Genomic DNA, 26,493 nt, shown 5'->3' with positions numbered 1-26,493 from the left:
GGCCCTGGCATCCACGAGTTGGAACCGAAGGCCCATGCTTCCCCCAGGTGGATTTCCGCGGCATCGTTTACGCCCACAGGGGTATGCACGGCTGTGACTACTGTACGGTCCCTGCTATCGGTGCGATTTGGATCGGGCTTCCAAGTTCACCAAATTCACCCCCCACGGCAAATTCACCAAATTCACCAGAATTCACCTGTAGGCTGAGCGCATGTTAGACATAGAGAATCCCTTCCGTCCAACGGCCGGGGCTACACCACCGGAGGTCATAGGCAGGGCCGGGCTTCTAGATGAATTCGAGTACGGTCTTCGACTCGGCTCCGGGGCACCTGGTCTGCTGTCCATCTTTACCGGAGCACGGGGCATCGGCAAGACGGTAATGCTTGGAGCCGCCCATGACGTTGCCCGGGAACACGGATGGGCTGTGGTTTCAGAGACCGCGACCGGGACATTCATGGGCCGGATCGGCGAAAAAATGCGCCGCCTAAGCCAAGAGCTCGGAGACGGACCTGAATCGCGACGACGTATCACGGCCGTTACGGTCGCCGGGTTCGGCGTCACGACACAGCTGTCACCGGAACGCCAGGTGGACTGGCGTGAGCTTGGGGAGGATCTTCTCACGCTTCTGGACCAACGCGGAACCGGGCTCCTCATTACCGTAGATGAGATCCACGCCGCCGACCGGACGGAGCTGTCCCAACTGGCCGCGAACGTCCAGCACTTCATCCAGGACCGGCTGCCCATCGCGTTAATCTTCGCCGGTCTGCCGTCTGCGGTATCGGACCTCTTAAACGAGGGCGTCGCGACGTTCCTTCGCAGGGCAGACAAGATCGACCTTCACGCAGCCGCGGTTCGTGATGTCGAAACATCATTCGCGGAAACATTCAGCAGCGCCGGGATCAGCATCACCCCCGACCTGGTAAGCAGGGCAGCTACGGCCACAGGGGGCTACCCCTTCCTTATCCAACTCGTCGGCTACTTCCTTTGGAGAGAAGCTGAGATTCACGAGGCTTCCTCTCACCTGCCGCAGTCGACAGAGCCGTAGCCGCCGCCATTCGTCGCAACGAGCGCGTGGTGATCGAAGCTGCCTTGGTGACGGCCTCCAACAAAGACCTCGAATTTCTTCAAGCCATGGCCGTTGATGAGGACACCTCAACAGCCGGCGATATAGTTCAACGGACCGGGTCCAAGCCAACGCTTGTGGCCAAGTACCGAACCAGGCTCCTTGCCGCTGGGCTCATTGAGTCAGCCGGTCACGGAAAGGTCACCTTCGCCATTCCCGGCCTCCGGCAGTACCTTCTGAAGAATCTTCCGTCCTGACGGCACCAACGTGCAGCAGGGGAAGAAATCCGTGCCGGATCTCGAAACCCTGTCACGGCGTCACGGCCCGGCGGACCCGGGCGTGGGCTAATTATCCAGACACCATCTGGACAAATACGAGCCACTGACGGCACTCAGGCGTGTGATCATATCGATCAAGGCATGCCCGGCACGGCGAGCTTCGTGCCGGGCAACAGGCCTTAGCGGCTGGACCGTTCTTCGTTTTCTGCGCGCCGAGCGCGGCGCCCGGGCTTGCCTTCCGTGCCTTGGCGGGCGCATTGGCTGCCAGTGCTTCCTGGGGTGGGTGCCTTCGCTGCGTGCTGCTGCGAGCCTGCCCTTTACCTGCTCGTCTGTGGCCGTCCCGGCAAGGGATGCCGCGAACGCCTGATGATGGGCTTCGGAACCGTACTCGGCTGCCGGACCGTTTTCGGTCTTTGCGCCTTCACTTTCAGGCCGTTGGCTGTTGGTGCCGGTGACGCTGTTCTCGATCTCGCGGCCCATGGCCTCGATACGGGCGAAGAGTTCGGCTTCGGTGCGTTCGTAGCGCTGCTCGAGCGGCTGGTCGGGGGTGCCGGTGAAGCCGCCTTCGGCGAGGAGTTTGGCTTCGTGCCAGTCTTTGGCGGCGTTCACGAAGGAGGCGTCCGTGAAGTGGTTGTCGCCGGCGCCGTTGAAGTTCGCTGTGGTTTCTTCGCGGAGCTGGTCGATGGTGGGGCCGTTGATGCCGTCTTTGCCGATCAGGTACAGGCGTTCCTTCACGATGGTGTCGGCAGCCTCGAGGGCCTCGGGAGTCGTGGCGTCCTGTGATGCCTGCAGTGCCGCGACAAGGGCCTGGTTGGTCAGGTACTCGGCGGGGACCTGGTGCTTCTCCATGACGGGTGCAAGCATTTCGGCCTTGGCCCAAAGGTCTTCGGCCTGCGCCGCGACAATGAGTGCCATTGCCTTGTCGTGCTCCCGGACGCCTTGGAGGCGGGCCTGTTCAGCGCTGACTGTTTCGACGCCTGATGCCAGGTATCCGGCGTCACTGCCGACGTCGCGGGTGTTGATGCCGTAGCGGCGGTGAACCTCGTGACGGATCCGGTCGGCCGCGGCCAGGGCGGCGGGGTCGTGGTCATTCCAGCCCTCGCCTTCGCCGAATTCGAACGCTGGCTGACCAGGGAGCGGCAGCGGGAAGGCATCGCTGGCTAAGCAGCGGGGAGCCTACCGCGGAAGGAAAAAGACCCTCACCCCGGAACGGGCGGCCGGGCTGGTGCAGCGGGCGGCCGCCGGAATCCCCAAAGCCGTCCTCGCCAGTGATTACGGCATCAGCAGGCAAACGGTGTACCAGTGGGGGCCGCCTTCCGGGCCGCCGCCTGAGTGGAGGTGCGTCGCGTGACTGGGCACTGCCCCTGACCACGCCCCCGCGCCCTCCGGAAGACGACGGGCCCACCGTTAGCCGTGGACCCGTCGTCTGCCCGGGTTTTTGCCCGGTCCAGATTGTTGGAGGTCAGCGGGTACGGGTCCTTGGTTTGGGCTCGCCGTTAAGGGTTGCTGGTGTCTTTCCGATGGTGTCCAGGTCGAGGTCCTTTGATTCTTTGGCGGCTGCGACGGCGGCTACCGCGATGAGGGTGGTGACGACGATGATGGCGACCAGGGGCCAGGTGCCTCCAGACCAGAGGACGAGGGCGCTGGCGATGACCGGGGTAAATCCGGCCAGGAGGATGGCTGCCGTCTGGTACCCGACGGAGATGCCGGTGTAGCGGACTTCGGTGGGGAACAGTTCGCAGTAGAAGGCGGGGAGTACGGAGTAGACGGCGGCGTGGCCGAGGGTGAGGAAGATGGTTACGCCGGCGATGATCGCGAACGGGTTGCCGGTTTGGATCATGGCGAAGATGGGCCAAGCACTGACGGTGATGACGGCCGCGCCGAAGAAGAACGTGTTTTTTCGGCCGATTTTATCCGAGATGGCACCGAAGACAGGGATCATGGCGATGTTTAGAGCAGATCCGATCATGACGGCGACCAGTCCGTAGCTGGCCGGGAGCTTTAGGGTCGTCGCGACGTAGGAGAGCAGGAACACGGTGAAGAGGTAGTAGTTTCCTGCTTCGGCGAAGCGTGAGAACAGAGCGATGATCAGGGACCTGCGGTGCTCTTTGAAAACGACCGGGATCGGCGCTTTTTGTTTTTCCTGTTTCCGTTCCGCTTCGGCCTTGGCGGCTAGGAAGGCTGGGCTTTCGCTGGCGTTGAGGCGAATGTAGAGACCCACGGCTGCCAGCACCACGCTGACGAGGAAGGGCAGGCGCCAGCCCCAGACGATGAACTGGTCCCCGGAGATGGCCTGGGAGATGGCTACGGCCCCGGTGCCAAGCAGCAGCCCGCAGGAGACGCCGATTTGCGGCCAGGCCCCGAAGAATCCGCGGCGTCCCTTCGGGGCGTTTTCGACGGCAATGATAGCAGCACCGCCCCACTCGCCGCCGACGGCGAAGCCCTGGGTGAGGCGAAGGACGCACAGCAGTACCGGAGCCCAGAACCCGACGCTCTGGTAGGTGGGGAGCAAGCCAATGGCTGCTGTGGAGATGCTCATGATGAGGAAAGTCAGGATGAGGGTGGACTTGCGTCCGATCCGATCACCGAGGTGGCCGGAGACGAAAGCTCCGACGGGTCGGGCGAGGAAGCCGACGCCGAAACTGGCCAGGGCCGCGATCTGCGATACACCCGGTTCGGTGGAGGGGAAGAACAGGGTGCCGAAGACGAGGGCGGCGGCCGTTCCGTAGACGGTGTATTCGTACCATTCGATGATTGCTCCGACGGTGCCGGAGATAAGGCTTTTGCGGCGGACCTGATCAGGGGTCAGGCCGGCGAGGTGTGCTGTTGTCATGGCGTTTCTTTTCAGGATGCGGGGGTGGATTTGTCGCCGGCTCAGGCGCTTGTGTTGTCCATGAGGATCGCGGCGCGGGTGACTTCGCGGGCGAGGGACTTTTCGAGGGCCTCTTGGACGCCGTCGAGGGTGAAGGTCGCGTCGATCATGGCGTCAAAGGGGTACTTGTCCTGATGCTCAGCTAGGAAGGTTAGGGACTTGTAGAGGTAGCGGCCTTCGTAGCGGTCCACGTGCTTGATGGTCATGGCTTTGCGGGTGACGTAGCCTGGGTCGAACGGCACCGTCCTGCCAGGGAAAGGTTGCCCATGACCAGGTAGCGGCCGCCGCGCCGGATCTGCCGCAGTCCTTCGGCAAAGGCGTCGGGGACGCCGGTTAGTTCGATGGCGACGTCGGGGCCTTGACCTCCGGTGAGCTGCTGGAGGGCGGCGATCCTGTCCTCGAGGTCCGGGATGTCTGCCATGTTGATGGCGTGGTCGGCCCCGAAGCGCTGGGCCTGTTCGAGCCGGGGTCCGGAGGGATCGATGACGATTACGGTGGCGCCGCGTTCCTTGGCGACGGCGACGGCGTTCAGGCCCAGTCCCCCGGCACCCTGGATAAGCAGGGTTTCGCCGTATTGCAGACCGATCTGGTCAATGCCGAAGGTGACCTGGGAGAGGGCGCAGTTGGCGCTGGCCGCTACGGAATCGGGGATTTCGTCCGGGACCTTGTAGACGTGCTGGCGTGGGTGGATGTAGTAGTGGGTGCCGAAGGCGGCGTGGAAGTGGGGTGCCTCGGCGGGCTGTTTGCCGAAGAATTCGTAAGCGTTGTCGCAGAGGTTCGGTTGTCCGCCAAGGCAGCGGGCGCACCGGTCGCAGGTCTGGAAGTACGTGGCGACGATGCGGTCGCCGGGGTTGAGCGGCTGACCGGCGTTATCGGTGGGCCGACCCTCACCCAGGGCCGCGACGGTGCCGACCATTTCGTGGCCGAGCCCGCCGCTTTTCTTGACAGGGTGTTTGCCGTTCCAGATGTGGAGTTCCGAGCCGCATACGTTGGCCCTGGTCACTTTCATCAGAATCGCTCCGGGTCCCGGGGCGGGAAGGGGGTACTCGGCGTAGTCGAGTTCGCGGGGGCTGGTCATGACGGCAACGCGGCCGTAAGCGGCGTCAGACATCGAGGATCTCCTTGTTGTCGCCGACGGCGACGGAGAGTTTGCCCGTGTAGTAGCGCATCTCGCGGTTGAACTCGAAGTCCTCGGCCGCGGTCTGCAGCACCAGTGCGAAGTCATGCATGGATTTGCCTTTCATCCTTGAAAGCCGGAGTGGTGGTTGGGGTGGCGAGATATTCGTACATCCTCGTGTGGTCCTCGGCGCCGTGGCCGGAGTCGAGGGTGAATTGCCAAATAGTTTCGCAGTCGTGGCTGAACGGGGCTTCGACGCCCAGCGAATCGGCTAGGGCGGTGGCGATCTTGATGTCTTTGGTCATCAGCCCGATCGGGAAACCGGAGCCGAAGGTGCCCGAGAGCATGTACTGTGCGACCTTGTTCTCGGAGGTGTTGCTCCGCCCGGAGGAGGCGTTCAGGACCTGGGTCAGGGTTGCCGGGTCGATGCCGAAGCGTTCCCCGACGCGGAGGGCTTCGACGGTGGCAGCGACCGAAGCCGCGGAGACCAGGTTGTTCAGGGCCTTGGCTGCGTGTCCGGAGCCGGCGTCGCCGACGTGGATGACGGATTTGCCCAGCACGTCGAAAATGTCCTTGGCCTGGTCCAGGTCCTGCCAGCGGCCTCCGACCATGATGGCGAGCTGCCCGTTTTGGGCTCCGCGTACCCCGCCGGAGACGGGGGCGTCCAGGTACCGCATTCCTTGTAGTTCGAGCCGTGCGCCGAGGTCGCGGGAGCGAATAGGTTCGGAGGAGGACATGTCGATGAACAGGGTGTTCAACGAGGCGGCCGCGGCCACTCCCCCGGCGAGTACGGCTTCGACGATGTCGGAGTTGGGAAGCATCGTGATGATGATGTCCGCGTCCTGCCAGGCCTTGGCGTCCGTGGCCGTCCGGGACGTGGGGTGCTGGTCCTGGAATCGCTGGACTGCGCCCTTGTCCCGGTCGTCCACGATGAGGGTGTGGTTCGCGTCGGCGAGCCGCGAGGCCATCGGGAAGCCCATGTTGCCCAGGCCGATGAAGCCGATGGTGCTCATGCTTCGGCCTCCATTTCCTTGAAGACTTCACGGGCGAGGCGGAAGCTTTCCAAAGCGGCCGGGGCTCCGCAGTAGATAGCGACCTGGAGGAAGACTTCCTTGATCTGCTCCTTGGTGACACCGTTGCGGACCGCACCGCGGACATGGACCTTCAGTTCGTGCGGCCGGTTCAGGGCGCTAATCATGGCCAGGTTGATCAGGCTGCGCTGGGCGCGTTCCAGGCCCGGGCGGTTCCAGACATCGCCCCAGCAGTACTGGGTGACGAGTTCCTGCATCGACATGGAAAACTCGTCCGCGCTGTCCAGGCTGCGCTGGACGTACTCGTTGCCGAGGACATCACGGCGGGTGGCAAGGCCCTTGTCGAACAGTTCCTGGTTGATGGTCGTGGTGCTCATTGCGCTACTCCTTGTGCTGCTTCCTTGGCCGCGTTGAGTGGGGTCTGGTCCCACACCGCCTGGATGTTGGTGAATTCGTGCACGCCCAGGTAGGAAAGTTCCCGGCCGAAACCGCTCTTCTTCACCCCGCCGATCGGGATCCGGGGGTCCGAGACGGAGAGTCCGTTGATGAAGACCCCGCCGGCGTCGATTTTCCGGGCCATGGCGCGGGCCTTCGCACTGTCGGCAGTCCAGATAGCGGCACTGAGTCCGAACTCGGAGTTGTTGGCCTTGGCCAGTGCGTCCTCTGCGTCCTCGGCGGCGATGACGGTCGCGACAGGTCCGAAGATCTCCTCTTTGAAGGCGGTCATGGCTTCGGTGACGCCGGCCAGGACGGTCGGGGCGTAGAACGAGCCGGGCCCGGGGATGCGGTGGCCACCGGTCAGAAGCTCCGCTCCTTCGGCAACGGAGCGCTTGACCTGGTCATCAACGTCAAGCAGGCCTTCTTCCTTGGCCATCGGGCCGACGAAGGTTTCGGGGTCGGTGGGGTCCCCGACTTTGAGGCTTTCGACCCGTCGGGCGAGCTTGGCGGTGAACTCGGCATAGACGGGGCGCTCGACGATGATCCGCTTGGCCGAGATGCACACCTGGCCCGCGTTCACCATCCGCCCGGTGGCCGCAGCGTCAACGGCTTTGTCCAGGTCGGCGTCGGCAAGAACGATGAACGGGTCCGAGCCGCCGAGTTCCAGAATGACCTTCTTCAGCGCACGGCCGGCCTCCGCCGCCACGCTCTGCCCCGCGACGGTCCCGCCGGTAACGGCGACGCCGGTAATGGCTGGATCGTGGATGATCGCCGGGACCTGGTGGCGGTCGCAGTTCACAACCGTGAAGGTGCCCTTCGGAAGCCCTGCTTCCTCCCACAGCGACTCCAGCGCCAAAGCGCAGCCGACCACGTTCGAGGCGGGCTTCAAGAGGTAGCCATTGCCCCCGAGGATGATGGGGGCTGCGCCCCTGAAGATCTGCCAAACCGGGAAGTTCCACGGCATGATCGCCAACACTGTACCCGTGGGCAGGTAGGAGACGTAGGCTTCCGGACCGATGGTCGTCGCCGTGTCTTCCAGCATGGCCGGCCCATGTTCGGCGTACCAGTCAAGCATGTTTGCGCACTTGGTAACCTCCGCCTGGGCCTGCGTGACGGGTTTGCCCATTTCGGCGGTGATCACACTGGCAACCTTGGCCGTGTCGCGGCGCAGCAGCCCGGCAAGCCGGCGGAAAACCTCGGCCCTCGCTGCAGGGGTGGTGTCGCGCCAGACGGCGAAACCTTCGGCGGCGGTCTGGACAATGCCCGCTACGCCCCGCTCATCCAGGTAGGGGTAGGCCGCGACTTCCTCGCCGGTAGCCGGGTTCGTCGACTTCGCGACGGCAACTTCGATGGTGCCCATAATGGTGTTCCTTCAAGTTCGTTTGTGATGGGGCTAACAATGACTCTAGAAGCCGCTGTCACCTTTATAAATATGAAGTTCCCGAAGCTTCACTTCTCAAAAACAGAACGATCGAAGGATGGCTGGGTTCTCCCCGCCTCCTTCCTTGCCCGGTGAGACGCGTCGTGACCCGCAGACCGGGGAGGCGTGTCCGGGCGGTTGTAATGACGCGCAGAGGCTGTCATCATTCTCTAAACGTGATGTTTCAACATGATCACTTCACTCAGAGAGAACGAGGACAATGGAGATCTCACAGCTGGAAATCTTTCTTGCCGTGGCGGAGACAGGCAGCATCACCAAAGCCGCAAACAAACTTCTACGCGCTCCGTCGAACGTTTCGACGCGGATTCAGCAGCTGGAGCGAGAACTTGGTGTCAAACTCCTGGTCCGGGACAAGCGGCAAAGCTCCCTCTCAGCCGATGGGGAGGTCTTTCGCGAGCATGCCCAAAAGATCATCGACATGTGCAACGACGCCAAAGCCTTCACGGCCCAAGGCGAACCCCGCGGCAAGTTCCGTCTCGGCGCCCTAGAAAGCACGGCGGCCGTCCGAATACCACCGATCCTAGCCAGCTTCCATCTCCGCTACCCCGCGGTCGACGTCGAACTCGAAGCAGGCTCCTCAGGAGTGCTGTTCGACCATTTGCTGAATGGTCAACTCACAGCAGCATTCTCTGATGGAAAGCCAGCTGTACCTTCACTCACCGGCATTAGGGCCTTCGCGGAGGATCTCGTAATCCTCACCCCGCAGACGGTCACAGAGATCAACGACGACTTCAAGGCATCCCACCCGACCGCATTCATGTTCGGCACGATCTGCTCCTACCGCCAGCGCTTTGAGGACTGGCTCGAGTCTCAGGGAATGGTCCCGGGACGAATCGTCGAAATCTCCTCGTACTACAGCATGCTTGCGTGCGTCGCGGCCGGCGGCGGTATCTGCATGATTCCCAAATCCCTCCTCGAGACGCTGCCCGGAGCAAGCCGCGTTCAGGTGCATGAGATAGAAGGCAGCCTCGGCACAGCGGAAACGTGGCTGATGTGGCGGCGAGACTGCCGGTCCGCGAACCTCAAAGCCTTCATCACCGAACTCAAGGACCACCTCAACACGGCAGAGCAGACCGCGGCCGCGGCCGCCTAACGGGCGAAGGCCCCGCCGCGTCCGTGTCCATGCCCGCCCTAAACCCCCACGACGTTGGATCGCCACCCCTCGGCACACGTTGCCCTTTCTTGTCGGCTTGGCATACACCCAACCTGACATCAGGCAACTGCCTAAAAGGTGTCAGAGTAGGGTCAGATTTCGCATTATCTGACGCAGCCCGGCGAAGGTCCTAGATCTCAACCTGACACATCCAGCCCTATGACGGTCCTTCATCGCGACGCTTTTCGAGTGGATCCTTGGCGGCAGCTTTTCGTGGGCATGCTGTCCTCTCGGTGTGCACACGCCCTGCCCGAGATACTGCTCGCTGGCGGTGCCTCATCGCGACACTCAGCGGATAACAAGAAACGCCCCGGCTTCTAGCCAGAACGTCTAGCCTTCTGCCGTGGCGCTCTTCGGGTCCATGGTCACTGTACGCAAAACTGTCACCATGAGTCCTGATGTTCCCTCTGTCCTTGATGAACTACTGACAGAAGAACCAAAGCCGCAAGAGTCCTTTCCCTGGCTTCGCGACAAGTGGAGGCAGGAACTACATGACCTACCTGAGGTGCTCGAGACCTTGGATGAACTTCCGGATCGAGTTGACCGCCAGTCCACGCGCGACGTTGTGTTGCACGAACTTGCTCGGGGGCGTGTGCTGTCTGCCTTCGTCCCGGCCATGGTCTGGGGATGGGGCACGACCGCTTTAGGTCCACTCCGCACCCGGTGGGTGCTGACCCAAACCAACGATAGGAGTGCACCCGCCTTCCGTCTATCAGTTCAAACGTCAGTCGCCGAGCGCATGGAGGCTGGTTCGCTGATAGTGCGTAAGAAGGGGCCCTTAGATGCCTTCAGGCTCATGAATAACGACGGGAAAATTAAACATCTGGGTCCGTCGTACTTCACGAAATGGCTGTATTTCTGTTCATCATTGCAAGGGCCTGACGACGCTACCGCTGCCCCGATCCTTGATAAACAAATAGCCCGTTGGTTTCGCGAACACGCCCTTATCGACCTGAATCCCAATAAGTCCGCTTCATACGCCGAGTATCTGGAAACACTGAACGATTGGGGGAAGCCATATGGACGAACCCCGTCCAGGTCGAGAAGACAATATTCAAGCTTGCAACAGGCCGGGGCTGAAGGCCTCTTTATGAAGAGAATCCTCCGTCGGACCTTCGGCGCCGCAGCCACAGTCGCCTTCCTCATCGGATGCCTCTGCTTCTTCAGCGCCTACCTTGCCTATGAAGAGGCGGGAAAATGGCTTTCTCGTGTCACATACAATACCGAGTGCATTCCGTCCGGCCCGCCCGGATGTGCTGAACTACTGCGGCAACGGCCCAATTGGCCGTACGGAGTAGAAATTGAGGACAAGGATCTGTTGATCGCTGGGGCCAGCACCTTGCATAACACCGGCTCTGGGGTCTTGAGTATTGGCGGACTCTCCATGGCTGCAGCGGGAGTGTTACTTGCCAGCGGCATCTTCTCAAAGGTACCCACGAGCCCTAGCAAGGAAACCCGCCCTCGGGGAGGAGCTGCCCAGACGTGCCCCTGTCCCACACCGGGCCCGGGAGCGCTGCAGAAGGATGTAGGGACGTGCACCCCAACTTCGAACTGGATGCCACTAACCGAAGCCTATGGCGGGCAAGTTAGATGACTACTAAGCCCACGGTTCCGGGTCAGTTATAGATCCGGAGACGCCAACTTCAGTCAGACGGATGGCGTTGATCCATAGACTGCCAAGTCTCGGCCCGACCCGACGCCAAACATTTACGAAATCGCAGCCTTGAGTGAGACGCCGGACGCCGGATCTATCTGACGGAGTTGGCGAAAGCCCATGTAGGCGTTACCAACTACATTGAGACCGTACACGCCCCACTGACCGTTCAATTTGATTGCCACTTTCGCAACCTAGCAACAGCGAGCCACCCAACAGTATCGATCTGATTCTGCGAGGACGCACTTTAGCATTCCGTTCAAACCATCGGGCGCTTACCCGCTGGAAGATCAAGGCGCTGTCGCCTCCAATACCGCCGTCAGCGACATTCATCCTCAGGCCGTTTTATCGCCCACGAGGGCCGGAATCCTTCGGGCCAAGAAGTCGTATCGTCCCAGCAATGAGCTTCTTCAATTTGTTCATGTGTTAAGCCCACCGCCTTGGAGAAGTCAGCTCCCCTTAGGTGCGCATGATGGAAATGGGCACCCTCAACCTTGGCGTGCATGAGATCCACGCCTTCAAAGTCGGCCCACTCCATGCAGGCACCACTCAGGTCAGTCTGCGACATGTTCGTTCGACGCAGTTGAGTGCGTTGAAAGTTACCGAAGAACCACATGGAGTGGCTCAAGTCTGCTCGCGAGAGGTTCGCGCCAATGAGGGAAATGTTTTCGCCCTGAACGGAGCTCATATTTACGTCAGTCATATCGGCGCCGTCGAAGTTCAGACGTGTCCAACTAAGAGGGTGCGGGATCGTTCGAGGACGGACGTGCTGGCGTGTGGACATCAGGACCCTGAATATCACGGCCCTCAGGTCCGACTCCGGCCTCGACACGGACTTCAGTTTGGCACCCGCAACTATGCCGGCCCCGTTTGGATTTGCACGCACGTGGGTGTTGGACTTCACATATGAACACAGGACGTCCACGCACACTTGCGCTTGCTTTCTAGCGCGTTCTCGGAGATTCGATTGTTCGCCGAAGGCCACCCAGTCCTCAGCCAGAGCCATGAGTGAATAGACTCCTCCCAGCTTGACCGGATCCTGTTCCTTATTGCCCAATTGCTCTACTGCCGTTACGAACCTGTCATTTAGTGCGGACTCCATCTGTCGCTGGTGAACACGCTCAGCTTCATCCTGGGTGTGGTTCAACTCTTGACGAGTGAGACCGCGTGTCTTTTCCGTTGAAAGGTAGGTAAGGATGGCACCTAGCAGAACCAGGGTTCCTGCAATGAGGGTCGCCCAAGGTTGCGTCAACGAGTTCTTACACAAGGTCACTTCGCTGAGGGCAGGAGTACGACATCCGGCAAAACCGCCAACGTAAACCGTCCCTATGACGACCGCCAGCAATGAGACGAACAACAGGGGTCGCTCCGATATCCAGCTACCCTTAATGTTTCCAACCTTGCCACCCTCTTGTTCCCGTGCCTTGCGGGTCATACGTGCCAACGTTTCCCTTCATCAGTTTTCCAGCCCCGGCCTCTCCGGTAGCCAACGCTGGCTATGTTCGAGGAGAAGGCGAACTACCGGCCACCCGGTATTTGGCTCTCGGCCTACAGCGTCGTTAGCGCGCTTGGGGGCGTTTAAAGAGGCATGGGGAGCGGCGTCGTTGGACGCGGCTCCCCGGCCTTAGCTTTCGGTCCTTTGGACCTGACACGATAGTAGCGCGCGTTAGAGGCCATATCAAAGTTTGAGGGGTGCAATGGTGGTAAACCTGCTGCAGGCACGTGTGGTGGAGCAGATAGAGGCGTGGACGCCATGGGATCGGCGTGTATGGCACACGGGAACAGTACTGGCCCTGCAAGAGCTCGTAGAGGCATCCAGTTGGTCCGTAAGGGGTGCGCTCTCTGACTCAGCCGTGCAGTGGTTGCGTTCTAGCCTCTTGCCAGAGCTAGGACGTGACCATGGTTTAGCAAACCCGGCGATCCGAACGCAGCTTGAGACAGTGCTAAAGCATCCACTGAGCTACGCCAGCCAGCGACGACGACAACTTGAGCGAATTACCGAGTACGTGGCCGGGCATTATCTCGACGGTTGGCTGGAGGCGGCGAAGAAAGGATCAGTTCATCTTGAGCGGGGCTCCCGCTACATGGCGTCTTACGCGCTTGACTTGGGATTCCACCCTGAATACTTACGGAAGGTCATTGCCAGACACTCCGAGGCGACCGAAGAGGAACTGATCGAGGAGCTCCGACGTTTGGCTGCCCGTCCGGCCGCAACGTTCAAAGGCTGGGTCCTCCTGTTGGATGTACCTGAACGGGAGCTGATGGAACAACGATCCTCGTGGATCGATCCGACGGAGATGGCTCGACTCATGCGCAGCATTGGCGAGCAACCACCTCGAAATCAGTCAGGGGGCTTTGGTTCGAAGTCTGCGCAAGGGACGAAATTGCCGCGGCTGAAGAGGTGAGGGCCCAATTAGAGAGACTGCTGAGTAGGACCCGCTTTCTCCGAGTGCCGAAGCCGCTATCGTACGTCCCTAAGTGGTGGCGTAAAGAAGGGAAAGCTGTTTCCCTCAGAGCCCGTGGTCCAGCCATCAATGCGATGTCCCTGGCGAAGTCGGGACTGCTATATGAGGACCGTCTAGCTGGCGATGCACACGGCAGAATCGACGATGCCTTCGAATTGGCTTCTCATCTGATCGGATCACCCGCTCCAGTGGCAGTTTCCAATGCATGGGCCGCCCTGGAGTCCCTTCTGATTGACCCTGGGGAGTCCGACCAGGCTGTGGGAGGGAGAGTGATCGTGGCAACCCGGGCGGCCAAGATATTAGCCGCTGCCTGGCCTCGAGCAGAATTCACTCGTATGAGCTACCGTCTGCAAAAGTCACCCTCGCTCGACACCAAAATTCGAGCAGGGCTCGATGAACTCGGCGATGATAACGTCCTTCGTTGCGCTCTCCTGCTCCAGCACTGGGACCAAATCGCGAACACTCCAGATCTAAGCCCTGGGGACCAAGCTGCGGTGCAGAGAATTGCCGAGCTCAAGCAAAATCCCCAAGCTGTCTTGAACCGCGTTGAAGGATACATGGGTGGAGCGCTTCGTCGGTTGTATCGTCATAGAAATCTCGTAATGCACGGCGGAGAGTTACGCCCGTTGCCCTCTCCGCGACCATACGAACTACCGGGCCACTGGTTGGAGCTCTGTTGGACAGACTTGCAGTCGCTGCGCACCTTCGACGCGAAGATCCCCTCCATGCACTTGCGCGTACCGAAGTGGCGCTCCAGTCAGTCAAGTCAACTAAAAATCTAACTTTCCTTCTGGAAATGTGACGGCCGCATGTCTATCTGCAATGCAGCTCCGGAACCTGGCTGTACTGAAGTGAGCATGGGTCCCATGTCTTGGCCTCGTTCGACGTGCCGGTTGGTATTCAGTCAAAAGCAGGCAGGAGCGTGCGCACGCACCTGAGACTCAGTTCGCTCGCGAAATGCTGAGGGCTCTGAAGACAATGCAGCTGCTCTAATCGAGGCTGAGTCAGAACAGGCCTGTTGGCGGTCGTTCGGAGGGCAGTGCGGCTAGTTTTGCGCGGTGTCCGTCGTCCGGATTGCAGCCCTTGAAGGGACGGTCGGGCTGAGAGGAGGACGGCGTTACTCCTGCACCTCAAACGCCCGGGGATTGCGGAACGTCTTTCATGCCTACTCCCTGGCCTTACTCGCACAGTTGTCGGCTGCTGGAACTAGGGTCAGATCTCCTCAAGGTCGCTTCAGCGGAACTTAACGCCGATAACAGCGCATATGTTCGAATGGCGACCCTGCACGCCTCCCGAGGGACGGCCCATGCCGGCAGAAGCCAACGGCACATGCTTCCAGTCATGTTGGCCCGGGACTACGGGATCAGCGGGGAGACTGTGTACCTGTACGTCCGGAAGTCCGCCGCGGTGTCAGGTGCTGCCCCCATTTCGGGCCCGCGCCGACGCCTCCTGCTTCGTTCCGCAGGCCAGGATCCGAATGTCAGTGACGTGACGCCGTTCCGGCGCCAGGCCGCCGTCACCTTTCTTGATGTGCCTGGTCGATCTGCTCGCTGCTTCCTGCCGCTATCGCAACGTTGAGGTCGTGGGGGCCGAGCCTCTGGTGATGCTCACGTAGCCCGCCTTGGCGCCTGTCACCCGGACCGTGAGGGTCTTTCCACGGTCGGCGGCGGCGGGCTTGTAAGTGGAGCGGGTAGCCCCGGCGATGGCCACTCCGGACCGGTACCACTGGTAGCGCAGCGTGACGGGGGCCGGCGTCCAGGCGCCCGGGACCACGGTGAGCATGTATCCGACGCGGGCGGTGCCGGTGATCCTGGGAGCCGGGGCGCCTAACGTGCCCCGGGCCACGGCCGTTGTTCCGGGGGAGGCTTTGACCACGCTGGTGTAGCCGACTTTGGAGCCTGTTACCCGGACCGTGAGTGTCTTGGTGATGTCGGCCGCGGCAGGCCTGTACGTGGCGGCGGTGGCACCGGCGATGGGCACTCCTGACCGGTACCACTGATAGCGAAGGGTGACCGGGACCGGACCCCAGATACCCGGGGTCCCCGTGAGCGTGTACCCGACCTTGGCGGTGCCAGTGATCCGGGGAGAGGCTGCCACCAGCGAGCCACTTGCGACTGCTGCCGTTGCGGCGGAGGTTTGGGTGTTGCTCCCGTAGCCGATTCTGGCACCTGTCACCCGCACCGTGAGGGTCTTGGCGATGTCGGCGGGAGCGGGTCGGTAGCTGGATGCGGTAGCACCTGTAATGGCTACGCCTGACCTGTACCACTGGTAACTGAGCGTGACGGGCGCCGGACTCCAGGTGCCGGGACTGGCAGTGAGCGTGTATCCGACCTTGGCAGTGCCGGTGATCTTCGGGACGGCCCCGGCAAGTGAACCGCTCGCGACTGGTGTTGTGGCAGCGGAGGTTTGCGTGATGCTTGCGTAGCCGGCTTTGGACCCGGTGACCCGGACCGTCAGGGTTTTCGTTACGTCAGAGGCGTTGGGGCTATAGGTGGTGGCCGCGGCGCCGTCGATGGCGACCCCGGCCCGGTACCACTGGTAGCCGAAGGCGACGGCGGCCGGGTTCCAGGTGCCGGGGATGGCAGTGAGCATGTAGCCGACCTTCGCCGTGCCGGTGATTGTGGGAGTGGCACCGCTCAACGAACCGCGGAACGTCGCAGACCACGTCGAGGGTGCGCCCGTCGACAGGACGAAGTCCACCGCAGCCCGCGCTGTAACTGTGACCGTGCCGGTTGCGGGGTAGGTGCCGGCTGGAATGACGTTTCCGTCCTTGAGGTACTCAATGCCGGGCACCGATGGGATGGTGAACGCATCGCCGTTAGTGCCGTCGAGGTCCGTGAAGGTGACGGCTACGGGTGTTGCCGTGTAGGGCGTTGCCTTAAACGTCGCGGACCAGTACGTGGGTACGTTCGGGGCCAGGACGAAGTCTGTTTTCGCCCGCGCCGTGATCGTGACAGTGCCTTCGCCAGGGTAGGTCCCAGCCGGGACAACGTTGCTGTCCAGCAGGTACTCCACGCCGGCCATCGCGGGGATGGTGAAAGTGTCGTGCTGCATTCCGTCCAGGTCCGTGAACGTGACCGGCGGGGGCGCTGCCGTGTAGGGGGTTGCCTTGAATGTGGCGGACCAGGACGCGGGGAGGTTCGGGGCCAGGACGAAGCCCGGCTGCGCCCGGGCCGTCACCGTGACAGTGCCCTCCCCAACGTAGGTTCCCGCTTGAATGATGTTCCCGTCCAGCAGGTATTCCATGCCGGTGGCCGCAGGGATAGCGAAGGTGTCGTGCTGTGTTCCCTCCGGGTCTGTAAAGGTGAGTATGACAGTCTGATCGGAGCCCACTAGGACGGCCCGAACGGTACCCACCAGCCGGACATGCCGAACCTAATGACGGCTTGAATGGTACCCACCTGTGAACGTTGATCCATCCAGTGTTGGATCGACGACGGGAGGGCCGGGATGGGGTCAAGAGTGGAGTTGTTCGCGCAGATTCGGAGGGATGCCCGGGTGGAGGGCGCGTCAATCCGGGAGCTTGCCCGCAGGCACCAGGTGGCGCGGAAAACCGTGCGTAAGGCGTTAAGTTCCCCGGTCCCGCCAGAGCGTAAAACTCCTGTACGGTCCTCGCCGCGGCTTGATCCTTATAAACCGACGATCGACGCCATGCTCGTCGAGGACACGACGGCGCCGAGGAAGCAGCGTCACACTGCCCGGAGGATTCTTGCCCGGCTCATCGAGGAGCATGGAGCGGACGAGTTGTCGTATTCGACGGTGCGTGACTACGTTCGGGTCCGCCGGGCGCAGATCGATGTGGAGGCCGGCCGCCGGGTTGAGGTATTTGTTCCTCAGGAGCACGCCCCGGGCGCGGAAGCGGAAGTGGACTTCGGTGAAGTCTGGATCGTGCTGGACGGGGTAAAGACGAAATGCCACATGTTCATCTTCCGGCTTTCTCACTCCGGCAAAGCCATCCACCGGATTTACCCCACCCAGGCCCAGGAAGCGTTTCTGGAAGGCCACGTCGAGGCGTTCAACGAGATCGGCGGCGTGCCGGTCAAACATATCCGCTATGACAACCTCACCAGTGCCGTCAGGGCCGTGGTGTTCGGTCAGGGGCGGAACCGCCTGGAGAATGACCGGTGGGTGTTGTTTCGCTCGTTCTATGGATTTGATGCCTTTTATTGCCAGCCAGGTCTTGCCGGCGCTCACGAGAAAGGCGGGGTCGAGGGCGAGGTGGGCTGGTTCCGCCGGAACCGGCTGACCCCGATGCCCGTGGCGAGGTCCCTTGATGAGCTCAACGACTGGATCCGGAGCCGGGAGGTTCAAGACGATCAGCGGCGGATTGATGGCAGGATCCGCACTATCGGCCAGGACTTCGCCGCCGAGCGCCCGTTCCTGGCACCGTTGCCGGCCGACGAGTTCGATCCCGGTCTGGTGTTGAACCCGAGAGTGGACCGGTCCTCAATGATCACCGTGCGGATGGTGAAGTACTCGGTGCCAGCACGGTTCATCGGTCGGCGGGTCCGGGTTTCATTGCGGGCATCCGAAGTTGTGGTGTTCGACGGCCGCGCGGTGGCGGCCCGGCACCAGCGGATTATTGCCAAGGGCGGGCAGTCGGTCCAGTTGGACCATTATCTGGAGGTCCTCAAGACCAAGCCCGGCGCTTTGCCTGGTTCCACTGCTTTGGCCAGGGCGCGGGAGTCGGGTGCTTTCACCAGCGCCCATGACGCCTTCTGGTCTGCCTCGCGCAGGGTCAACGGTGATGCCGCGGGGACCCGTGAACTGATTGACGTCCTGCTGCTGCACCGATCGATGGAAGCCGAAGACATCGAGGCAGGGATCACCGCAGCCCTTGGAGTAGGTGCCGTCAGTGCCGACGTCGTGGCGGTTGAAGGCCGCCGACATGCCTCCAGCATCCCTGCTGGTGGGTCCCGTCCTGACCGTCATCGCGGTGCTCATGCTGAAGCGAAAGTGCAACGAGTTGTCAGCCTGACCCAGCGCCGGCTGATGGACCCGGCGGCGGTCATCGCCGGGCTCCCTCCAGACAAGCGGCCGCTCCCGGCGATCAGCGCCTATGACGAGCTGCTGGCCAAACGCACCGAACACTCCGCAGGAACCGCGTCGAAGGAAAACATCTCATGAGCCCCACCGCACCGGCCACCACCATCACCCCAACCCTGCGACGGCGCCGCGGTCTGACTGAGCAGGCCGCGGTCGCGGCCGTGGACCAAGCATGCCGCCGATTGCGCCTGCCCACCATCCGGGCGGTTCTGGACGAAGCTCTGACCGTCGCGGGGAAGGAACAACTCTCTTACCAAGGCTTCCTGGCCGAGCTGCTGCTGGCCGAATGCGATGACCGGGACCGTCGCTCCTCAATCCGACGCGTCAAAGCCGCGAACTTTCCCCGGGATAAATGGCTCGGTGATTTCGATTTCGACGCGAACACGAACATCAACCCCGCTACCATCCATACCCTCGCTACCGGCGAATGGATTCGAAAAGGTGCACCGCTATGCCTGATCGGGGACTCCGGAACCGGCAAATCCCACCTGCTTATCGGGCTGGGCACCGCCGCGGCGGAGAAGGGATACCGGGTCAAATACACTTTGGCCACCCGGCTCGTGAACGAACTCGTCGAAGCCGCCGACGACAAAGTCCTCGCCAAGACCATCGCCAGATACGGCCGAGTGGACCTGCTCTGCATTGACGAGCTCGGCTATATGGAACTGGACCGGCGCGGCGCCGAACTCCTCTTCCAGGTCCTCACCGAACGCGAAGAGAAGAACTCCATCGCCATCGCTTCCAACGAGTCGTTCTCCGGCTGGACCAAGACATTCACCGACCCGCGCCTCTGCGCCGCGATCGTTGACCGGCTGACGTTCAACGGCACCATCATCGAAACCGGCACCGATTCCTACCGCCTCGCCCACAGCCTGACAAGGAACGCGCACTAAAAGGTAGCCGCGGCCGCCCGCCCCACGAACACATAGGTTGTCGTTGACCACTTCATGCCGCGCAACAGGACAGTTTGGAGACGTCAGTAGTGAAGGACTGGGCTGCTATCTTGATGCCTTCGGCCATGGTCAGATAGGGGCTCCAGAGATTCGCGACCTGATCAACGGTCATCCCGGCCTCCAGAATGTAAATCCCTGCGGCGGCGATGTCCCCGGCGTCCTTACCCACGACAGTGATCCCTACAATCCGACCCGTGTCCGCGTCGGCAACGATCTTGATGAAGCCGCGGGTATCACGGTTCACCAGCGCGCGAGGGATAAATTTGAGCGGCAGAACCCGGCACATGCACCGGATCCCTGCCTGGTTCGCTTCCTTGTCCGTCATCCCGACAGCGGCCAGGGCAGGGCTGGTAAACGTGACCCGGGGCAGGTGCCGGTAATCGACCTCACGCCCGGCACCCTCAAAGGCGTTCTCCACCATCAGGGCCCCGTGCGCGGCGGCGACATAAACGAACTCCGGGTGACCCGTCACATCACCCGCGGCCCAGATCCTCGGATTAGTACTGCGAAGGCTCCCGTCGACCAGGACTTCCCCGCGGTCCCCGGTTTCAACGCCGACCATGCAAAGGTTCAAATCCTCCGTGACCGGGCGCCGGCCTGTTGCCATGAGCAGGCGCGCGGCCCTGAATTCCTCGTTTCCTCCTGAGACGGAAGCATCCACGACCACGTCCCCCGACACCTCATCGGTCCGGACCGAGGACGCTGTCGCTCGACGGACGACCCGGATGCCCTCATCGGCGAAGACACCGGCGAGGGCATGCCCGGCTTCAGGCTCTTCGGCCGAGGCGAGCTTGGACCGGACCAGGATGGTCACCTCCGTGCCGAGCCGGGCGAAAAGCTGCGCCTGCTCCAGCGCCACATACCCGCCGCCCACCACCAGCATCGAAGCGGGAACGTCCTGCAGCTCCATCGCACTCGTGGACGTCAGATAATCCACCTCGTCCATTCCCGGCACTTCAGGGATCCAGGGGGTGGAGCCGGTCGCGACCAGGTAGTGTTCCGCGCTGACTGTCTCGGTGGTTCCGCCCGGGGCGGTGATGTTCAAAACCGGTGCGGCTGCGGTTCCGGCGAACACCGCCGTCCCCCGCTGCAGGTTCCATCCATAGCCCGCGGCGAGATCCACATACTTCTCTGACCGCATGGATTCGACCAGTGAGCGCTTCCCGGCGACCAGTTCGGGCATATCCACCGGCTCTGCGGAGGTGCTGATACCGGGGAACCGTCCGGAAGCATCGAGGGCGACATGGCGGGCTTCCGCGGCGGCCAGCAGGGCCTTGGACGGGATGCAGCCCGTGTTCACGCACGTGCCTCCCACAGTGCTGCGCTCCACCATCAACACCCGCTTGCCACGGCTGGTTGCCCGGATGGCCGCAGCGAAAGCAGCCCCGCCGGAACCGATAATGGCCAGGTCATAATCGAAAGATGCTGCCGACACGAGGGACTCCTGAAGATGGAAGGGAAGCAGCCGCCAGCACACCTGTTGCTCAACCGACCGCCATGTGCAGCCTTCAACCGAAGACCAGCTCTGCATCCCATTCTCAACCTTCCCCTACACTGGAATGTCAAGGAATCGCCGTCCTGGCCGCCTGCTAAGAAATGAGTTCATGATGCGTATCGGTGAGGCCGCGGCAGCGGCAGGGATGACAACCAAGACGCTGCGTTTCTACGAGGACAGCGGGCTTCTCCCGGCAGCGAAAAGATCCTCTAACGGCTACCGGGACTACCATGACGACTCCGTGGCCAGGCTCGAATTCATCCGCCGCGGACGGGCCGCAGGCCTCGCCCTGACCCAAATACGCGAAATTCTTAGCCTCCGTGACGCCGGAGAAGCCCCCTGCGCCCACGTCCAAGACCTTCTCTCCAACCAGCTGGCCGAACTGGACCACCAGATTTCTGAACTAATGGCGCTGCGATCCATCGTCGCCGGCCTTCACGCCACTGCCGCGTCCGGGACCGACGCAAGCTGCGATCCCGAACAAATCTGCAGCTACCTCTGACGCACTACTCCGCCAGACGCCAGCTTCCAACAACCGGGACCCCGGGTATCGTCCCAACCCGCGGCAGTGTTTTCACAGACCCAGAAACCACGCCAAGAACCCCTAGACACCCTCACAACATCATCCCCGGACGTCCGACGGGTGGGTACCGTTCGGGCCGTCCTAGTGGGCTCCGATCACGTTGACACAATCAAAAGGTCACCGCCGCGGGAATTGCCGTGTACGGGGTGACCTTGAATGTGGCTGACCATGTCGTGTCAGCGTCCTGGGTCAGCACGTAGCCCGGTTGGGCCTTCACAGTCGCGGTGACACTGTCCTTGCCAGGGTAGGTTCCCGGCGGAGTGATCGTCCCGTTCACCAGATAGTCAACGCCGACCACCGCAGGGATGGTGAAGGTATCGTCCTCGGTGCCGTCGGCGTCCCTGAAGGTGACCGCTGGGGGCGTAATGTCCGGCCAGTCCTTGAGGGTTGTGATGCTGTAACTTTTCACAGGGGAAAGGTATGTCTGCCCTGGCGGGTCGACGGCACGGGCAGTGATTTCCACGGTGTAGGTTGTATCCCCGGCGAGCCCGGTGAATGAAACGGTGGGCTGCGTTACGGTCTGCGTCTGCAGCAGGGACCCATCCGGCGAGTGAAGCTCGACGTAATAGTCATACTTGGGTTCCCACCACTTGAGAGGCCACGTTGACGTGAAATCGACCTTCCCGACCGTGGTCACTGGATCGTTAATCATCGTGGGATCAGGAATTACGTACTTGGCGAAATTCTGCGTGAACCAAGCACGGCCCGTCGCGTCCACCCAGTAGCCGAGACCGATATGAGTGAAGTCGCCAAGGATGTTATTCCGGTGTCCTTCGGATGCCATCCACGCCCCGACAATGGTGCTGGTCGTGTAGCCGTGGCCGACATTTTCTCCCGCGCGAAGCCACGGCTGCGGTATGCCCGAAGAGTAGCCAGGATTGTGGGTCATGGATTTCTTGGCAGCCATCTGTTCGCTCCAGCTTTGAGCGACAGCGTTGATTTTCGGCGTGAGGACCAGTGGATTCAACCCCGCCTTGGCGCGTTCCGCGTTCGTCTCGCGGAGGATCTGCGCTATTGCCGCATCGATTTCCGGTTGTGTTGACGCGGCTAAGGCAGGCTGTGCTTCCAGGAGGACTCCGGTGATGCTGGCTCCCGAGGCCAGCACGGCCACCGTAAGAACTGCGGCGACGCTTCTGGCGATCTTTCCCGCCAAACGGTGGCTGCGTGACGTGCCTGCAGCACGAATAGACCCGTGCACCTGTCCCCCAATTATTCAAGTACCTTGACTTTCAACTGAAAGAACTATGTCACGTCCATGTCGGGGATCCTAGGTCGCCCAGCAGCCTATTCCGGGCTTCCTGATTCCGGCACTTTCCGTCTGTGATACCGCCGATCAAGATTGGCGCAGCATTGACACAGCACCGCCGTGTCCCATGGACAGCACCATGGCGTCCCCATAGGTTCGGCAGGAGCAACTGGTCGAACATTTTGGGGGAAGCTTCGTGGGTACTGGCCGCCTGGGTCGTGTCGTAGGCCTTTTCATCACCCTGGCTATCATGATGGGGCTGGTGGGGCTGCCGGGTGCTACAGCTGCCGGCACTCTGACCGCCCCGGTGCCTTCCGTGGCTGGCACGGCCAAAGTCGGCGCACGGCTCACGGCCGTCCCAGGTTCATGGGGTCCGGCGCCCGTAGCACTGCGGTACCAGTGGCTCCGATCCGGTCTGGCGATTCCCGGGGCGACCGGCGCCAGCTACATCGGAACGGCCGCAGACCGCGGCAAACTGCTCTCCGTCCGCGTTGCCGGGTCCAAGACGGGATACACCAGTGTGGCCCGGACGAGCAGGGCCACTGCTGCGGTCGCAGCCGGGACACTAGCCGCCGCCGTCCCAACTGTGACCGGGTCGGCCAAAGTCGGCTCCCGGCTCACGGCCTCGCCCGGCACGTGGGGACCGGCGCCAGTGACTTTGCGGTATCAATGGCTACGCGCCGGCACTGCTGTCCCGGGGGCAACCGGCGCAAGCTACGTGCAAACGGCCGCGGACAGCGGCAAGGCGCTCTCCGTCCGGGTCACCGGATCAAAGACCGGCTACGGCACCGTTGCCCGCACCAGCAGAACGGCTGGACTTGTCGCTGCAGGGACGCTCATGGGCACGGTACCGACAGTGACCGGCACGGCAAGGGAAGGTTTCCGGCTGACAGCCAACCCGGGGGCCTGGGGTCCGGCGCCAATAACCTTGAGCTACCAATGGCTTCGGGCCGGGACCCCGATTAGCGGAGCGACCGGGCAGTCGTACATGCTGACTGGCGCCGACGCGGGCAAATCCATCAGCGTCAGGGTCACCGGTGCCAAAGCCGGCTATGCCCCTCTCACTAAGACCAGCACGGCTCTGGCCACATCCACGGACACGCTCGGGCCCGGCGCCGTACTGCGCGCCAACAACTCTTTGCTCTCCACCGACGGCCGGTTCCGGCTCATCATGCAGGGCGACGGAAACTTGGTCGCCTATGGCCCCACGGGCGCTGTATGGGCAACCGCCACCAGTGGGGCGGGCAACTGGGCTGTCATGCAGGGCGACGGAAATCTTGTTGTCTACACGGCGGCCGGGAAGTCCCTCTGGGGTTCCGGAACAGACGGGCTCGGTGAGTCCTCACTGGTCATGCAGAGCGACGGGAACCTTGTGATCTACCACGCCGGTTACCCGACCTGGGCCAGACATGGGGGCGCGCTGTATTTCAAGCTGGCACCCAATACGACACTGACAGCCAACCAGTGGCGGCTCTCCCTTGACCGGCGCTTCCGGCTCATCATGCAGGGAGACGGAAACCTCGTTATGTACGGCCCGAACGGCGCCCTTTGGGCCACTGCCACGACGGGGGCAGGCAATTGGGCCATCATGCAAAGCGACGGAAACCTCGTCGTCTACACCGCCACTAACAAACCCGTCTGGGACAGCCGCACCGCGGGTCTGCCAGGCGGGGAACTCCACGTTCAGACCGACGGTAACCTGGTGATTTACCAGGCTGGCAAAGCCGTCTGGACGCGTTCGGATGGCGCCGGCGCCGGAGCAGTTCCCCCGCCTTCCGGTGGTGCGGCCACTGCGATCGCCGTTGCACGCAGCAAAATTTCGGGCGGAAGCTACGTCTGGGGTGGCACGGGTCCAACCGGCTTCGACTGCTCCGGTCTCGTCCAGTTCTCCTTCGCCGCCGGAGGCATCTCGGTGCCGCGGACAGCCACCCAGCAATACGCAGGCACCTCCAATAAGATCCCGTTGGCCCAGGCCCAGCCTGGCGACCTCGTGTTTTTTGGCACCCCCGGCAACTTCTGGCACGTCGGCATCTACACCGGCAACGGAAAGATGGTCAACGCACTGAACCCGGCCGTGGGAATACTGGAACTGCCGATCAACCAACTGCTGGACACCAGCGGCCGGCCGGTGACCCCATACGCCTACGTCGCCAGGTATTGAAAGCCTGGGCCCATGCCAGCGACAAGTCCCGTCATCTACCAGGACGCGTGGCATGTCACTCAAGCCTTGGTCGTTCCCCGGCCCACCCCAGCCCTCCCGTCGGGTCCGGCCCATTCTAGGACGGCTACGAGGTGCCCTTCGTCGGGAAGAGCCTGCGGACTAATAGTCCAGAGAACTTTGGACAATTATCCGGCGTGCTGCCTTAGACATGTTGGCGGGGCGTCCTGGGTGTTGGAAACATCCCTGATTCAGCCTACGCCTGCAGCTGGCCGCCGATGGCCCTGCTCCGTCCACAAGTCTGTGTGTCCCAGGTTCCTCCGCGGAAACGGTCTGGCGGGGCTGGCCACTGGCAGTGAGGTCACGATTGCCGCTTGTTGCCCCCTTCACCGTCGACTTTATTCGTCGAGGGATTCGGCCCACTCCAGGGCGGCCGTCAGGTGGGTTTCATCCGGGAGCGCCCGCTGCTCCTCGGCAGGGAGCTTGTCATAGGTGTAGGCGGCCACGGCCATCGGTGAGGTGGAGCGTCCGAGACTGTATCGGACGCTGCGGTCGTTTTTGGTGCCGCAGATGAGGATGCCGATGGTTTCGTGGTGATGGTCCCGCCGGAGGACGTCGTCGACGAGGGCGACGTAGAAGTTGAGTTTGCCGGCGTATTCGGGTTGGAATTTCCCTGTCTTGAGTTCGATGACGACGTAGCGGGATTGTTCGATGTGGAAGAAGAGCAGGTCGACGTAGAAGTCGTCTCCATCGACGTCGAAGTGGACTTGGCGGCCGACGAACGCGAATCCGGGGCCCAGTTCGCGGAGGGTCTCAGTGATCCTGCTGGTGAGGGCGCTCTCGAGATCGCGTTCGGCTACTTCGCCCGAGAGTCCCAGGAATTCGAAGTTGTAGGGGTCTTTGGCGATCTGCTGGGCAAGTTCGGAATCTGGTGCAATAAGGTGTTGCACAAAGTTTGATGGGGCGGTACCTGTGCGTTCCAGAGTTTTGTTCATGATCATGTTCATGAGCACGTTGCGGGACCAGCCGTGCTGAACGGCAGCGGCGGCATACCAGTCCCTCCCCTCCGGCTCGAGGCGTTTGTCGAGGATGGTGCGGATATGGCCCCACGGCAAATGTCCCACAGGCTGTGGGACATTTGCGTCGAACGCCGGCCACGCCTCGGCGAAGCTACGCATGTACTGCAGGTTCGACCGTGATAGGCCCTTCATGTCCGGGAACTCAGCGCCAAGGTCTTCGGCCAACCTCCCGATGACCCCACTCCCCCACCCTTCAGTTGCCTGGCGTTCCAGGATGGTCTTGCCGATGGACCAATACAGTGCAATGAGTTGGGTGTTGACGGTGCGGATGGCCTGGGTGCGGGCGGCCCTGACCCGGTTCTTGAGCTCACCGAGGAGTTCTGTGTAGCCGGTGGGAAGGGCGAGGTCGCGGGAGTCAGCCATGGGTTCGATCCTATCGATCACGGCTTGCCTGGCACGGCAGGCACCATGCCAGGCAAAC

At 62.1% G+C, this 26,493-nt stretch carries 22 protein-coding genes and 1 pseudogene; 10 read left to right on the top strand and 13 right to left on the bottom strand.

The window, feature by feature from the left end:
- Positions 1 to 211 precede the first annotated feature (211 nt).
- Positions 212 to 1,045 carry an ATP-binding protein gene (locus ABRP34_RS23590; protein ID WP_353713537.1) on the top strand — a complete coding sequence of 278 codons (834 nt, stop codon included), beginning with the start codon at positions 212 to 214 and terminating at the stop codon, positions 1,043 to 1,045.
- Between the two features lie 29 nt (positions 1,046 to 1,074).
- Positions 1,075 to 1,320: a hypothetical protein gene (locus ABRP34_RS23585; RefSeq protein WP_353713536.1), complete on the top strand. Its 246-nt coding sequence runs from the start codon at positions 1,075 to 1,077 to the stop codon at positions 1,318 to 1,320.
- A gap of 87 nt (positions 1,321 to 1,407) precedes the next feature.
- Here ABRP34_RS23585 and ABRP34_RS23580 read toward each other — a convergent pair whose 3' ends face one another.
- Positions 1,408 to 2,256: a hypothetical protein gene (locus ABRP34_RS23580; RefSeq protein ID WP_353713535.1), complete on the bottom strand. Its 849-nt coding sequence runs from the start codon at positions 2,254 to 2,256 to the stop codon at positions 1,408 to 1,410.
- Between the two features lie 186 nt (positions 2,257 to 2,442).
- Here ABRP34_RS23580 and ABRP34_RS23575 point away from each other — a divergent pair.
- Positions 2,443 to 2,692 (top strand): annotated as a pseudogene (locus tag ABRP34_RS23575) (helix-turn-helix domain-containing protein); the annotation flags it as partial.
- Positions 2,693 to 2,803: 111 nt separating this feature from the next.
- On the opposite strand, the gene ABRP34_RS23570 reads toward ABRP34_RS23575, so the two are convergent.
- From ABRP34_RS23570 to ABRP34_RS23540, 7 genes are read right to left on the bottom strand one after another with little or no spacing between them, the layout of a single operon-like run.
- A complete protein-coding gene (locus ABRP34_RS23570) occupies positions 2,804 to 4,174 on the bottom strand; it encodes an MFS transporter (protein ID WP_353713534.1) in 1,371 nt (456 codons plus the stop codon).
- A 41-nt stretch (positions 4,175 to 4,215) separates the two neighbouring features.
- The gene (locus tag ABRP34_RS23565; RefSeq protein WP_353713533.1) at positions 4,216 to 4,455 is read right to left on the bottom strand and encodes a hypothetical protein; all 240 of its coding nucleotides are present in this window, start codon (positions 4,453 to 4,455) and stop codon (positions 4,216 to 4,218) included.
- Positions 4,416 to 5,324, bottom strand: a complete 909-nt coding sequence (locus ABRP34_RS23560; protein WP_353713532.1) for a zinc-binding dehydrogenase — start codon at positions 5,322 to 5,324, stop codon at positions 4,416 to 4,418. The genes ABRP34_RS23565 and ABRP34_RS23560 overlap by 40 nt, the downstream gene beginning before the upstream one ends.
- Positions 5,317 to 5,442 carry a hypothetical protein gene (locus tag ABRP34_RS23555; protein WP_353713531.1) on the bottom strand — a complete coding sequence of 42 codons (126 nt, stop codon included), beginning with the start codon at positions 5,440 to 5,442 and terminating at the stop codon, positions 5,317 to 5,319. Before ABRP34_RS23555 ends, ABRP34_RS23560 begins: the two co-directional genes overlap by 8 nt.
- Positions 5,435 to 6,343 carry an NAD(P)-dependent oxidoreductase gene (locus tag ABRP34_RS23550; RefSeq protein ID WP_353713530.1) on the bottom strand — a complete coding sequence of 303 codons (909 nt, stop codon included), beginning with the start codon at positions 6,341 to 6,343 and terminating at the stop codon, positions 5,435 to 5,437. Before ABRP34_RS23550 ends, ABRP34_RS23555 begins: the two co-directional genes overlap by 8 nt.
- A complete protein-coding gene (locus tag ABRP34_RS23545) occupies positions 6,340 to 6,738 on the bottom strand; it encodes a carboxymuconolactone decarboxylase family protein (RefSeq protein WP_353713529.1) in 399 nt (132 codons plus the stop codon). Before ABRP34_RS23545 ends, ABRP34_RS23550 begins: the two co-directional genes overlap by 4 nt.
- Complete coding sequence (locus ABRP34_RS23540; protein WP_353713528.1) at positions 6,735 to 8,159, bottom strand: NAD-dependent succinate-semialdehyde dehydrogenase; 1,425 nt, start codon at positions 8,157 to 8,159, stop codon at positions 6,735 to 6,737. The genes ABRP34_RS23545 and ABRP34_RS23540 overlap by 4 nt, the downstream gene beginning before the upstream one ends.
- Positions 8,160 to 8,439: 280 nt before the next feature.
- On the opposite strand from ABRP34_RS23540, the gene ABRP34_RS23535 reads away from it, so the two are divergent.
- Positions 8,440 to 9,333 (top strand): LysR family transcriptional regulator, encoded by an 894-nt coding sequence (locus ABRP34_RS23535; RefSeq protein WP_353713527.1) that lies wholly within the window; start codon positions 8,440 to 8,442, stop codon positions 9,331 to 9,333.
- A 421-nt stretch (positions 9,334 to 9,754) separates the two neighbouring features.
- Positions 9,755 to 10,987, top strand: a complete 1,233-nt coding sequence (locus tag ABRP34_RS23530; RefSeq protein WP_353713526.1) for a hypothetical protein — start codon at positions 9,755 to 9,757, stop codon at positions 10,985 to 10,987.
- A gap of 379 nt (positions 10,988 to 11,366) precedes the next feature.
- Here ABRP34_RS23530 and ABRP34_RS23525 read toward each other — a convergent pair whose 3' ends face one another.
- A complete protein-coding gene (locus ABRP34_RS23525) occupies positions 11,367 to 12,482 on the bottom strand; it encodes a pentapeptide repeat-containing protein (RefSeq protein WP_353713525.1) in 1,116 nt (371 codons plus the stop codon).
- A 262-nt stretch (positions 12,483 to 12,744) separates the two neighbouring features.
- Here ABRP34_RS23525 and ABRP34_RS23520 point away from each other — a divergent pair, with 262 nt between their 5' ends.
- Positions 12,745 to 13,452, top strand: coding sequence for a hypothetical protein (locus tag ABRP34_RS23520; protein ID WP_353713524.1), 708 nt, complete (start codon positions 12,745 to 12,747; stop codon positions 13,450 to 13,452).
- A gap of 1,623 nt (positions 13,453 to 15,075) precedes the next feature.
- Here the strand turns inward: ABRP34_RS23520 and ABRP34_RS23515 are convergent.
- The gene (locus ABRP34_RS23515) at positions 15,076 to 16,845 is read right to left on the bottom strand and encodes a hypothetical protein (RefSeq protein ID WP_353713523.1); all 1,770 of its coding nucleotides are present in this window, start codon (positions 16,843 to 16,845) and stop codon (positions 15,076 to 15,078) included.
- Positions 16,846 to 16,962: 117 nt separating this feature from the next.
- On the opposite strand from ABRP34_RS23515, the gene istA reads away from it, so the two are divergent.
- Both istA and istB read left to right on the top strand, forming a co-directional pair.
- The gene (istA, locus tag ABRP34_RS23510; protein ID WP_011691636.1) at positions 16,963 to 18,639 is read left to right on the top strand and encodes an IS21 family transposase; all 1,677 of its coding nucleotides are present in this window, start codon (positions 16,963 to 16,965) and stop codon (positions 18,637 to 18,639) included.
- Positions 18,636 to 19,451, top strand: a complete 816-nt coding sequence (gene istB, locus ABRP34_RS23505) for an IS21-like element helper ATPase IstB (RefSeq protein ID WP_011691635.1) — start codon at positions 18,636 to 18,638, stop codon at positions 19,449 to 19,451. The genes istA and istB overlap by 4 nt, the downstream gene beginning before the upstream one ends.
- Positions 19,452 to 19,503: 52 nt before the next feature.
- Here the strand turns inward: istB and merA are convergent, their stop codons facing one another.
- Positions 19,504 to 20,946, bottom strand: a complete 1,443-nt coding sequence (merA, locus tag ABRP34_RS23500; RefSeq protein WP_011691634.1) for a mercury(II) reductase — start codon at positions 20,944 to 20,946, stop codon at positions 19,504 to 19,506.
- Positions 20,947 to 21,118: 172 nt separating this feature from the next.
- Here merA and ABRP34_RS23495 point away from each other — a divergent pair, with 172 nt between their 5' ends.
- Positions 21,119 to 21,508 carry a heavy metal-responsive transcriptional regulator gene (locus ABRP34_RS23495; protein WP_031216440.1) on the top strand — a complete coding sequence of 130 codons (390 nt, stop codon included), beginning with the start codon at positions 21,119 to 21,121 and terminating at the stop codon, positions 21,506 to 21,508.
- Positions 21,509 to 21,698: 190 nt separating this feature from the next.
- Here ABRP34_RS23495 and ABRP34_RS23490 read toward each other — a convergent pair whose 3' ends face one another.
- Positions 21,699 to 22,742, bottom strand: coding sequence for a CAP domain-containing protein (locus ABRP34_RS23490; protein ID WP_353713522.1), 1,044 nt, complete (start codon positions 22,740 to 22,742; stop codon positions 21,699 to 21,701).
- A gap of 289 nt (positions 22,743 to 23,031) precedes the next feature.
- On the opposite strand from ABRP34_RS23490, the gene ABRP34_RS23485 reads away from it, so the two are divergent.
- The gene (locus tag ABRP34_RS23485; RefSeq protein ID WP_353713521.1) at positions 23,032 to 24,996 is read left to right on the top strand and encodes an NlpC/P60 family protein; all 1,965 of its coding nucleotides are present in this window, start codon (positions 23,032 to 23,034) and stop codon (positions 24,994 to 24,996) included.
- Between the two features lie 395 nt (positions 24,997 to 25,391).
- Here the strand turns inward: ABRP34_RS23485 and ABRP34_RS23480 are convergent, their stop codons facing one another.
- Positions 25,392 to 26,435, bottom strand: a complete 1,044-nt coding sequence (locus tag ABRP34_RS23480; RefSeq protein ID WP_353713520.1) for a PDDEXK nuclease domain-containing protein — start codon at positions 26,433 to 26,435, stop codon at positions 25,392 to 25,394.
- Positions 26,436 to 26,493: the final 58 nt, after the last annotated feature.

This window comes from Arthrobacter sp. K5, from assembly GCF_040448525.1.
GTDB lineage: Bacteria > Actinomycetota > Actinomycetes > Actinomycetales > Micrococcaceae > Arthrobacter > Arthrobacter globiformis.
This window is presented reverse-complemented; position numbering and strand designations above follow the sequence as displayed.